This window comes from Candidatus Rokuibacteriota bacterium, assembly GCA_030647435.1.
In the GTDB taxonomy this organism is placed as follows: domain Bacteria; phylum Methylomirabilota; class Methylomirabilia; order Rokubacteriales; family CSP1-6; genus AR37.
Genome location: JAUSJX010000167.1, coordinates 54219 through 65688 on the forward strand (window position 1 = coordinate 54219; position 11470 = coordinate 65688).

Annotated in this window: 10 protein-coding genes; all 10 read right to left on the reverse strand. The window is 69.4% G+C overall.

What is annotated here, in order from left to right:
- Positions 1-45: 45 nt before the first annotated feature.
- Positions 46-1773, reverse strand: coding sequence for a putative 2-aminoethylphosphonate ABC transporter permease subunit (locus Q7W02_28290; protein ID MDO8480027.1), 1728 nt, complete (start codon positions 1771-1773; stop codon positions 46-48).
- On the reverse strand, positions 1770-2888 hold the full coding sequence (locus tag Q7W02_28295) for a putative 2-aminoethylphosphonate ABC transporter ATP-binding protein (protein ID MDO8480028.1): 1119 nt from the start codon (positions 2886-2888) through the stop codon (positions 1770-1772). Before Q7W02_28295 ends, Q7W02_28290 begins: the two co-directional genes overlap by 4 nt.
- A complete protein-coding gene (locus Q7W02_28300; GenBank protein ID MDO8480029.1) occupies positions 2885-4825 on the reverse strand; it encodes a RecQ family ATP-dependent DNA helicase in 1941 nt (646 codons plus the stop codon). The genes Q7W02_28295 and Q7W02_28300 overlap by 4 nt, the downstream gene beginning before the upstream one ends.
- Position 4826: 1 nt before the next feature.
- Positions 4827-5837 (reverse strand): putative 2-aminoethylphosphonate ABC transporter substrate-binding protein, encoded by a 1011-nt coding sequence (locus Q7W02_28305; protein ID MDO8480030.1) that lies wholly within the window; start codon positions 5835-5837, stop codon positions 4827-4829.
- A 25-nt stretch (positions 5838-5862) separates the two neighbouring features.
- The gene (locus Q7W02_28310; GenBank protein ID MDO8480031.1) at positions 5863-6627 is read right to left on the reverse strand and encodes an SDR family oxidoreductase; all 765 of its coding nucleotides are present in this window, start codon (positions 6625-6627) and stop codon (positions 5863-5865) included.
- A gap of 11 nt (positions 6628-6638) precedes the next feature.
- The gene (locus tag Q7W02_28315; GenBank protein MDO8480032.1) at positions 6639-8000 is read right to left on the reverse strand and encodes a glutamine synthetase family protein; all 1362 of its coding nucleotides are present in this window, start codon (positions 7998-8000) and stop codon (positions 6639-6641) included.
- 230 nt (positions 8001-8230) lie between these two features.
- On the reverse strand, positions 8231-9361 hold the full coding sequence (locus tag Q7W02_28320) for a site-2 protease family protein (GenBank protein MDO8480033.1): 1131 nt from the start codon (positions 9359-9361) through the stop codon (positions 8231-8233).
- A 9-nt stretch (positions 9362-9370) separates the two neighbouring features.
- Positions 9371-9820, reverse strand: a complete 450-nt coding sequence (locus tag Q7W02_28325; GenBank protein ID MDO8480034.1) for a ribonuclease III domain-containing protein — start codon at positions 9818-9820, stop codon at positions 9371-9373.
- Positions 9821-11065, reverse strand: a complete 1245-nt coding sequence (fabF, locus tag Q7W02_28330; protein MDO8480035.1) for a beta-ketoacyl-ACP synthase II — start codon at positions 11063-11065, stop codon at positions 9821-9823.
- 26 nt (positions 11066-11091) lie between these two features.
- Positions 11092-11328, reverse strand: coding sequence for an acyl carrier protein (gene acpP / locus Q7W02_28335; protein MDO8480036.1), 237 nt, complete (start codon positions 11326-11328; stop codon positions 11092-11094).
- Positions 11329-11470 lie beyond the last annotated feature (142 nt).

Consider the following 11470-nt stretch of genomic DNA (forward strand, 5'->3'; position numbering starts at 1 on the left):
CGGATTCTACCCGGATTCACTGCCTGGCCGGCCAAGAATCCGTCGCTACGACCCCTCTCCCGTGGCAAGGCCACCGCGGGTCCACGCCTGCGTGCGGGCCGTGATGCCGCGCATGGCGAGCCAGTACACGCTCCGCACGGCGAGGCCTGTCGCGATGATCAGCACCGACATGGCGGCGGCCTGTGCGGTGTCGCCCGCGTCGTCCATGAGCAGCACGGCGACGGCCGCCAGCTCCGTGCCGGGCGCGATGATGAACACCACGGCCGAGAGCGTCACCATCGCGTTCAGGAAGAAGTACATGCTGATGGCCACGATCGAGGGCAGCGCGATCGGCACGGTCACCCGCCAGAAGGTCCGGTAGAAGGGCACGCCCAGCGAGGAGCCGACGTTCTCGAACTCGGCGTCCATCTGCTTCAGCGCCGTGGTAGCCGTGAGGAAACCGACGGTGAAGTAGTGGACGACGTTCGAGATGATCAGGATGGCCAGCGTGCCGTACAGCGCGTTGAGCGGGCTGCCGGGCGCGTTGAAGGTAAAGATGTAGGCCAGGCCCAGAACCATGCCCGGCACCGAGACGGGCAGGACGGAGAGGAGGTAGAGGGGGCCGCTGGCCGCCGTGCGGCACTTCTCGACGACGTAGCCCCCGACGAAGGCCAGCGCGGTGCCGGCCACGGCCGTCAGCGCCGCCACGCGGATGCTGTTCCAAAGCGAGCGGTAGCCGCCCGCCGTGTCGAAGTCGTAGTGCTTGAGCGTCAGCCCGAAGTTATACGGCCACCGATGCACCAGCGAGGAGACCAGGATGACCAGGTAGATCGCCGAGATGAAGCCGGCGATGAGGGCGCAGTAGGCCAGCAGGCTCCGGTCCGCCAGCGGACGCCGCTCGGGCACGAGCGGCTTCGAGGAGGAGGTCACCAGCGCGTATTGGCGCCGCTGGACGAGACGGTCCACGATAAAAGCCAGCACGGCCGGCACCAGCAGCACGACGGACACGGTCGCGCCCATGGTGAAGTTCTGCTGGCCGGAGACCTGGTTGTAGATCTCGGTCGCCATCACCGAGAACTTCCCGCCGATGGCCTTGGGGGCGCCGAAATCCGTGATGGCGAGCGTGAAGACCACGAAGCACGCGCTCACCATGCCGTACTTGACCCCGGGGAGCGTCACCGTCAGGAAGGTCTTGAGCGGGCCCGCGCCCAGCGTCCGCGCCGCGTCGTAGAGGCGCGCGTCGGTCGCGGCGAGGGCCGCTATAAGAATGAGCAGCGCGTGAGGGAAGCAGTAGAAGACCTCGGCCAGGATGATCCCCTTGGCGCCGTAGATGCCGACGTTCAGCCCCGTCGTGCGCGTGATGATGCCGTTGTTGCCGAAGACGTAGATGAGCGCGAAGGCCTGGACCAGGGACGGCGCGAAGAGCGGCAGCATGGCGACGACGCGGAAGAGACCCTTCGCGGGCATCTGCGTCCGCGTCAGCGCGTAGGCGTAGCCGAAGGCCAGCGCCACCGTCAGCACCATGGCGGCGGCCGACACGAAGAGGCTGTTCGTGATCGAGGCGGCGATGGCGGGCGTCGAGAAGTACCGGATGTAGTTCGCGGAGCCGATGAAGTGCCCGCCGTTGTCGAGCAGGCTCCGCCAGAGCACCTGCCCGAGCGGGTAGAGCAGGAAGAGATAGAGCACGGCGGTGAAGACCGCGACGAGCGCCCACCGGATGGCGTCCTCCCCGCTCAGCCGGTGGCGGACAACGCGGTCCGGGATCTCCGCGGCGGCCGAGGCCCGGACGCTCACGCCGCGGGGCCCGGGGCGGGAAAGGCGCGAAGAGCGTCCGGGGCGAGCGCGATCGGCAGGTCGGCGCCCTCGCCCACGCCGAGCTCGGCGAAGGCCGTTGCCGCCACGTCGCACTCGAGCGCCGTCCGGCCGTCGCCGCCTTCTTCCACAACCGGGGCCAGCCCGAGGCGCGTAAAAGCGCCCAGGAACTGGACCGCCGTGATGCGGGCCGTGAGGCGATTGTCGCCGTGCAGCGCCGCGGGACCGACCGTGATCTCCTCGGGCCTGATCGCGAGCGTCAGCGCGCCGCCCGGCGTGGCGTCGAAGCCCGGCTGGTGGCGGAGCTCGACCGCGCCGACACGCGCCCACCCGCTGCGCGCGCCCGCGACGGCTGAGAGGAAGTTCATCTGGCCGACAAAGCGCGCGACGAAGGGCGTCCTGGGCCGCCGGTACACCTCGGTCGGCGCGCCCACCTGCTCGACCGCGCCTGCGTTCATGACGACGATGCGGTCGGCCATGGCGAGGGCCTCTTCCTGGTCGTGCGTGACCATGACGGTCGTGACGCCGAGCCGCCGCTGGAGCCCGCGGATCTCGTGGCGGAGCGACTGGCGCACCCGCGCGTCGAGCGCCGAGAGGGGTTCGTCGAGGAGCAGGAGGGCTGGAGAAGGCGCGAGAGCGCGGGCGAGCGCGACACGCTGCTGCTCGCCGCCCGACAGCTGGGCCGGGTACTTGTCCTTGTGGCGGGCAAGGCTCACCAGCGCCAACAGCTCGTCCACCCGGCGCGCGATGGCGGCGGCGCCCGTGCGCCGGGTCTCGAGACCGTAGGCGACGTTCCGTCCGACCGTCAGGTTGGGGAAAAGGGCGTAGGACTGGAAGACGATGCCGTAATTGCGCAGGGCCGGAGGCAGGGCCGACACGTCGCGGCCGGACATCCGCACGGTGCCCGCGTTCTGGCGCTCGAGCCCCGCGATGATCCGCAGCAGCGTGGTCTTGCCGCAGCCGGAGGGGCCGAGGAAGCAGACGAACTCGCCGGCGCTGACTGACAGCGTGATGTCGCGCAGGGCGACGTAGGCGCCGAACTTCTTGGCGATGCCTTCGAGCGCGACGGCGGCCGGAGCCTGGGTAGACGCGCTCACGTTCGGGCGGCCTCGGCCACGACTCGCAGGACGGCGAGCCCGTAGCGCTCGGCCTTTTGGCGGCCGATGCCGTACGCCATCCCCAGCTCGTCGGGGGTGCGCGGGCGCAGACGCGCGATGTCCCGCAGCGTGCGGTCGGAGGCGACCATGAAGGGCGCGATGGACGCCTCGCGCGCCACGGTCAGGCGCCACGCGCGGAGCGCCTGGAAGAGGGCCTGCCCGGCGGCGTCGAGCTCGTCTACTTCAGCCACCCGCGTCGGCCCCGCCCGCCTCGGAGACCGCGGGCCGGGGAGGACGGCAGGCGTAGCGGCGGCAGCGGGAAGCAGGAGCCGCGCGGGCCGGTCCCCCTTCATCACCGCGCGCCCCTCTTCAGTCAGCATGACTACTGGCCGGTCGGCGCCGGCGAAGCTGACCCAGCCTGCGGTGACACAGCGGCGCAGGAGCCGCGTGAGCCACTCTCGCGGTTTCTCGCGGAGGTTACCGAAGCTGGGCGTGGCCACGAGGCCGGCCCGGCTGAGCCGCGGGTCCGGATCGCCGTGGATCAGGTCCACCACCGTCTGGAGGCCGAAGCGGCCGTGGACACGCGCCACGCCCGACAGCGCCTTCCTCACGAAGAGGGTCGCCGCCTCTTCGTCCTGCGCCGCTTCCAGGCCTTCGCCGAGAGCGCGGCAGACATCGCAGCGGCCGCAGCCGTGGAGCGTCTCGGCCTCGTCACCGAAGTAGCGCAGGATGGCGTCGTGCCGGCAGCTGCCGCCCTCGGCCCAGCGGATCAGCTCGAGGAAGAGGCCCCACTTGTGCTCCACCACGGCGGGGTCGGGAGCGGCCCCGTCCGGCCCCCTCTCGATGAGCGCCCGGCGGAGCGGCAGGTCCCGCGAGGAGATCAGCAGGAGCCCGAGCGCATCGGCGCCGTCGCGCCCGGCCCGCCCGACCTCCTGGTAGTAGGCCTCGATCGAGCCGGGCGGGCCCAAATGGACGACGGCGCGCACGTCGGCCCGGTCGATACCCATCCCGAAGGCGTTCGTGGCGACGACGACCTCGGCGCGGCCGTCGGCGAAGGCGCGCTGCGCCTCCTCGCGGGTGGCCGGCGACAGGCCCGCGTGGTAGACGCGGGCGCGCCAGCCCGCGGTCTCGAGGCGCGCCCCTTCTTCCTCGGCCGCGCGCCGTGTCGGCGCGTAGACGATTGCCGCGCCGCGGCCTTGCCCGGGCGCGCCGAGCGCCTCGGCGAGAGCCGCGTCGACGCGTCGAGTGCGGTCGCGCTTGTCCTCGACCTCGGCCGCACGCAGCGACAGGTTGGGCCGCGCGAATCCCTGCACGACCTGCGGCGTGTCCGCGGGCAGGCCGAGGCGCGCCAGGATCTCGTCGCGCACGACGGGCGTGGCTGTTGCCGTGCACGCGAGCACGCGGGCGGAGGGCAAGTCGGAAAGCAACCCGCCGATCTCGAGATACTCCGGCCGGAAGTCGTGCCCCCACTCACTGATGCAGTGGGCTTCATCCACCGCCACGAGCGGGCAGCGGAGGCCGTGCACGAGGGCGCGGAAGCCGGGGAAGGTCAGCCGCTCGGGGGCGACGTAGACGAGCCTGCAGGCGCCGCGCGCGATCATGCCCATGCGCCGCCGCATCTCGCCTGCGTCGACGGTGGATGCGAGGTAGGTCGCCGGGACCCCGCGGGCGTCGAGCGCCTCGACCTGGTCCTGCATGAGCGAGATCAGGGGCGAGATGACGAGCGTGGTGCCGTCGAGGAGCACGGCGGGAAGCTGGTAGATGAGGCTCTTGCCGCCGCCGGTCGGCGCGACGAGGAGCAGGCGGCCGGATGCCAGCAGGGTCTCGATGGCCTCGCGCTGGCCCGCGCGAAAGGCGGCGTAGCCCAGCCGGTGGAGGCCCGTATCGAGGTCGAGCCCCGAGGGGAGCGCCGGCTGGGCCGCGCCGCGTGCGATCACCTTACTTGGCGTAGCGCTTCTGCCATTCGGCCAGGATCCGGTCCCGGTTCTTGGCCGACCAGTCGAAGTCGTTGGGGTACACGACCTTGCTGATGTCCTTCGGCAGACCCTCGGGCACGGGCATGCCCGCTACGGCGACCGCGGCGAAATACTTGGCGTACAGCGCCATGGCCTCGTCGCTCGCGGCCCAGTCGAGGAACTGCTTTGCGGCCGGGTTCTTCGCGCCCTTCTTCGTGAGCGCGTTGGCCTCCATCTCGTAGCCCGAGCCCTCCTTCGGCAGGACCATTTCGACCGGGCTGCCCTTCTTCTTCATCTCGAGCGCGACGTATTCGAACGAGACGCCGATGGCGCGCTCGCCCGCCGCCGCGTCCTTGCAGGGCTTGGAGCCCGACTTCGTGTACTCGGCGATGTTCTTGTCCAGCGCGTCGAGGTACTTCCACCCCTCGGCCTCGCCCATCCGCTGGAGGACGGACGCGACGGAGAGATAGCCTGTGCCGGAGGACGCCGGGTTGGGCATCACGACCTGCCCCTTGTAGACGGGCTTCGTCAGGTCCGCCCAGGACGCCGGCATGGGCAGGTTGTTCTTCTTCGTCACTTCCGTGTTGACGCAGAACGCCGACATGTAGATGTCGATCCCGACCCACGACGGCGGCGTGGCCTTGTCGCGGAAGAGCGGCTGGATCTTGTCGAGACCCTTGGGCGCGTACGGCTCGAGCAGCCCCGCGCTCTTGAAGATCAGGATATTCGTGGCGCCGACGCCCCAGATGACCTCGGCCTGCATGTTGTCCTTCTCGGCCATGAACCGGGCCGAGATGTCGCCCGTCGAGAGCCGCAGCATCTTGACGTCGAGGTTGGGTAGCGTCTTGTTCAGCGCCTTCATGTAGTCGGCGATCTGCTCGTTCTCGATCGCCGTGTAGACGATAACGGTCTGCTTCTGGGCGAGCGCGGGAGTCGTCAGCAAGGCGAGCGAAAAGACCGCCAGGCATGCGGTGCGGAGCATCCGTATCAGCATGGGAGCCTCCAGGGGGTGGAACGGGTTATTGGGCCATGAAGCCGCCGTCGACGATCATCTCGGCGCCCGTCATGAAGGACGACTCCTCCGACGCGAGGAACAGCGCGGCGTAGGCGATGTCCCGGGGCTGTCCGATGCGTCCCAGCGGAATGTCCGTGTTGAACTCGGCTCTGAGCTCGGGCGTGAGGTACGGAGCCTGCAGCGGGGTCTCGACGATCCCCGGGTGGATGATGTTGGAGCGGATCCGGTCCTTCGCGAACTGGATGGCCAGCGACTTGTTGAGCGAGATCAGGGCGCCCTTGGCCGCCGTGTACGCATCCTGCGCGCGCGTGAAGCCCGCCAGCGCTGAGACCGAGCCGACGAGGATGATGGATCCGCCGCCGGCCTGCTTCAGGTGAGGGATGCCGTGCTTGGTGACCCAGAAGACGCTCTTGAGGTTGATGGCCATGACGCGGTCCCACTGGGCGCCGTCGGTCTCGAGCACCGAGCGGTCCTTGTCCTTCCACAGGACACCCGCGTTGTTGTACAGGACGTGGAGCGCCCCGAAGCGCTTCACGCCTTCCTCCACCATCTTCTTCACGTCGTCTTCAACGGCAACGTCGCCGATGGCCGCCACGGCCTGGCCGCCCGCCTTCTCGACCAGCGTCACGGTCTCATCCGCGGCCGTCCTGATGATGTCGCACACGACGACGCGCGCGCCCTCTTCGGCAAAGAGGACGGCGGCCTCGCGGCCCATCCCCATCCCGGCGCCGGTGATGAGCGCGACCTTGCCCGTGAGTCTCCCCGGCACGCAGATCCTCGCTAGATCCTCTCGAAGAGCCTGACCAGCTCCCAGTCGGTGACGGACTGGTCGAAGGCCTGCTGCTCGAGGCGGCCGTGGTGGAGGTAGTGCTTGACGACGGTCTCGCCGAAAGCCTCGCGCGCCAGCTTCGACCGCTCGAGCTCGTCAAGGGCTTCCCGGAGCGTCTTGGGCACCTGGCGGAGCTTCGGGTCCTCGTAGGCGTTGCCGTCGTAGAGCCTGGGCGGCTTGAGCTTCTTGTCGATCCCGTGGAGACCCGCGGCGATCGTCGCGGCGAACGCGAGATACGGATTGGCGTCGGCGCCCGGGATGCGATTCTCCACGCGGAAGCTGTGCCCTTCCCCGCAGAGGCGGAAGCCGCAGGTGCGGTTGTCCCAGCCCGCCGCGATGCGCGTGGGCGCGAACGAGCCCGCCTGGTAGCGCTTGTAGGCATTGATGGTCGGCGCGTAGAAGTAGGCGAACTCGCGCGCCATCGCCATCTGCCCCGCCAGCCACTGCTGGAACAACGGCGTCCCCTGCCGCCCGCGGCCGGCGAAGAGGCTGCGCTTGCCCGAGCGGTCCCACACCGAGGAGTGGAGGTGGAAGGACGAGCCCGCGGCGCCCATGTCGTACTTCGCCATGAAGGTGACCGAGCCGCCCTGCTGCCAGGTGATCTCCTTGACGCCGTGCTTGTAGAGCACGTGGCGGTCGGCCATCTCGAGCGCGGGCGCGTAGCGGAGGTTGATCTCCTCCTGCCCCCGGCCCCACTCGCCCTTCGAGAATTCCACCGGCACGCGCGCCTCCTCCATGCCGTTCCGGATGGCGCGCACCAGCGGCTCCTCCTTGGAGGTCTGGAGGATGTGGTAGTCCTCGAGGTAGTTGGAGACCGGCGTCAGGCCGTGGTAGCGCTTGGCCCGCGCCTCGTCGAAGGACTCGCGGAAGAGGTAGAGCTCGAGCTCCGATGCGGTCTTGACCAGCCAGCCGCGCTTGCGCGTCCGCTCGATCTGCCGCTTGAGCACCCAGCGCGGCGACTCCTCGATGGGCAGGCCCTCCTCGGTATAGACGTCACAGAAGACCAGCGCCGTCTTGGGCAGCCACGGGATCAGGCGCCACGTCGCCAACTCCGGCACCATCTTCATGTCGCCGTAGCCACGTTCCCATGACGTGAGCGTGAAGCCCGGCAGGGGCTCCATCTCCATGTCCACCGTGAAGAGATAGATGCAGGCGTGGACGCCGTCGCCCAGAACGTGATCGAGGAAGTAGCGGCCGACGACACGCTTGCCCATGAGGCGGCCGAGCCCGTCGGGGAACACCGTCAGCACGGTGTCTACCGCGCCCTTACGAATGAGCGCCTCGAGCCCCTTCGGGTCCGCCTGGTCGGCCACTCTTCCTCCTCGGAGGTCTCGGGGAATCGCCGCGACTGGCGGCGGGGCGAGGCTGACGAATCTTAGCGGGGTTCGCCCTCCGAGGCAATAGGCAGCGCGGCCGGAGCAGGCTGTCGAGAAGGGGTCAAATGCGAGGCGGCGCCTGAAGATCGCAGGCGAGGCGTACCCCTGTACGGTGAGCCTGCGGTCGAGGGCGCCAACGAAGCAGATGGCCCCTTATCGGCGGCCTGCTACTGTATCGCTATGGGAACGGGCGGGATCAATAGGATAAGCAGGAACAGGCAGAAGAAGCCCACGGCGTAGCGCCCCGGGGATAGCGGTGACAGGTCGTCGAGCGGCGGCTGGTGCCGGAAGCCCATGACGAAGAAGAGCAGAAACGCCCAGACGAACCAGTTGCCCGCCCCCGTGACGGCGCCGAGCGCCAGCAGGCCGACGAAGGTCGCGATCGAGATCTGCCTGTGCCGTGCTCCGAACAACGCATACGCGATGCGCCCGCCGTCGAGCTGGCCGACCGGGAAGAGGTTGAGCGCCGTGACGAAGAGCCCGACCCAGCCCGCGAGAGCCACCGGATGGACGAAGACGTCGTACCCGGCCGGCAGCGGTCCGAACGCGAGCCAGGTCATGAAGCGCATGAGCAGCGAGTCGCCGAACGTCACGCTCCCGCCGGACGGCACGGCCCCCACCTTCGACCAGCCGAGGCCGATCCAGAGCGCCGGCAGCGCCACCACGAGCCCGGCCAGCGGGCCGGCGGCCGCGATGTCGAAGAGCGAGTTCTTGTCGCGCGCGGGCGAGCGCATGCGGATGATGGCGCCCAGCGTGCCGAAAAGCAACGGCGGCGGCGCGGGAATGAAATACGGCAGGCTGACGGAGGCGCCGTAGGCCCGCGCGGTGAAGTAGTGGCCGAATTCGTGGGTGCCGAGGATGGCGAGCAGGGTGAAGGCGAACGGAACGCCTTCGAGCAGCCGGCGCGGCTCCGCGAACGGGTCGAAGGCGAAGAACGCTCCCGACCCCGCCACGAGCGTGGACACCACGGTCAGCAGGAAGAGGATGATGTTGATGCGCGGGCGCGACGGCACGTCCACGTCCACGAAGGGCAGAGCCCGCACCCAGGTCAGCCCCTGCCCCGCCTGGAGGAACGGCGTGTAGCCGAAGGGGCGGAAGCGCGCCACAAGCTCGGTCACGGCGGGCGAGGGCGGCAGGAGGAGGCGCCCGCCAAAAGCGACCGCGTGCCCCTCGCCCCTGACCTGCTCGACCGCGAGCACGCCCTCGAGCTGCGGGCCGAGCTCGGCGACTGCGAAAGCGGAGGAATCGGCGGACGCGGGGGCGGCGGCGCGGCGCCGTCCGAAGGGCCAGAAGCGCATGGACTCACGTTACCACAGGGCCAGGGAGGCCACCGCGCGGCGGGCCGCTTCGAGCCCGCCTTCGAGGTACACGACCGCGAGCACGGCCTCGAGCGCCGTCGCCAGCACCGATTCCTTCTCGCGCCCGCCCGTCTGCTCCTCGCCGCGGCCCAAATGCAAAACGGGACCAAGCCCGATGGTGACGGCCCAGCGGCAGAGGTTGGCGCCGGAGACGAGCTCGGCGCGCATCGGGGTCAGCACGCCCTCGGGCTCGTCGGGGAAGGCCCGCCAGAGGTGCTCGCCGACGACGAGGGCCAGCACGGCGTCGCCGAGGAAGGCCAGCCCGCCGTTGTCGCGGGTGCCGGGATGCTCGTTGGCGAAGGAGCTGTGGGTCAGGGCCTGCTGGAGCAGAAGAGCGTCGCGGAATGCGTGGCCGAGGCGGGCGCCGAGGGACTCCCGCGCGTCGGGCCCGGCCGTCACCTAGGGGCGGTACTTCCGGAAGGCCAGCGTCGCGTTCGTACCGCCGAAGCCGAAGGCGTTGCTGAGCGCCACTTCGACATCCTGCTTGCGCGCCTGGTTCGGGATGTAGTCGAGATCGCAGTCGGGGTCGGGCTTCTCGTAGTTCATCGTCGGCGGCAGCACCCCGTGGTGCAGCGCGAAGGCCGTCGCGATGGCCTCGATGCCGCCGGCCGCGCCGAGGAGATGCCCGGTCATGGACTTCGTGGAGGACACCGCGAGCTTCTTGGCATGGTCGCCGAACACGCGCTTGATGGCGATGGTCTCGAACTTGTCGTTGTAGGGCGTGGAGGTGCCGTGGGCGTTGATGTAGCCGACGGCGGAGGGCTCGAGCGAGGCGTCGCGGAGCGCGGCGGCCATGGCGCGCGCGGCGCCGTCGCCTTCGGGGTCGGGCGCCGTCATGTGATGCGCGTCACCGGTCATGCCGTAGCCCACGACTTCGGCGTAGATGCGGGCGTCGCGCTTCCTGGCGTGCTCCAGCGACTCCAGCACCACCAGCCCCCCGCCCTCGCCGCACACGAAACCGTCGCGCTCGGCGTCGAATGGACGGGACGCCTTCGTCGGCTCGTCGTTCCGCGTCGACATGGCCTTCATCTGGCAGAAGCCCGCGATGGTCAGCGGGATGATGATGGCCTCGGCGCCGCCGGCGATCATCACGTCGGCGTCTCCGCGCTCGATGATCCTCATGGCCTCGCCGATCGCGTGGTTGCCCGTGGCACAGGCCGTCACCACCGACGAGTTCGGCCCCTTGGCGCCGAAGCGCATGGAGATCACGCCCGAGGCCATATTGATGATGATCATCGGGATGAAGAAGGGCGAGACGCGGTCGGGCCCCTTCGTCCTGAGGGTCTCGTAGTTGTCGAGCAGGGTCTCGAGGCCCCCGATGCCCGAGCCGACCAGCACCCCGAACCGCGTGGCGTCCACGCGATCCGTCTTGAGTCCCGCATCCTCCACCGCCATCACCGCGCAGGCGACGGCGTACTTGAGGAACAGGTCGAACTTGCGGTCCTCCTTCTTGTCGATGTACTTGAGCGGGTCGAAGCCCTTGACCTCGCCGGCGATGCGCGTGGCGTAGCCTGTCGTGTCGAACCGGGTGATCGGGCCGATCCCCGAGCGGCCCGCGACGAGGGCGGCCCAGAACTCGTCCGCCGTGTTCCCCACGGGCGTGACGGCTCCCACCCCGGTGATCACCACGCGGCGCTTGTCCATGGCCATGGGCTCCGGCCGGTCGCCGGCTACTGATTCTCCTTGATGTAGCTGATGGCGTCCCCGACGGTTGTGATCTTCTCCGCGTCCTCGTCGGGGATCTCGAGGTCGAACTCCTCCTCGAAGGCCATCACCAGCTCGACGGTGTCGAGCGAGTCGGCCCCCAGGTCCTCGATGAACTTCGCGTTGGGGTTGACTTCGTCCTCCTCCACCCCGAGCTGCTCGACGATGATCTCTTTGACTCGCTCCTCAACCGGCTTTGCCATGAACACCTCCCGCTACCGCGTGGATTGGACTCACACCGCCAATGCTGCGTCTCCCCGCCGATGCTGCGTCTCCCCAAGAGAACCGGTGCTACATGTACAGACCGCCGTTCACGTGAATGGTCTGCCCCGTGACGTAGGTGGC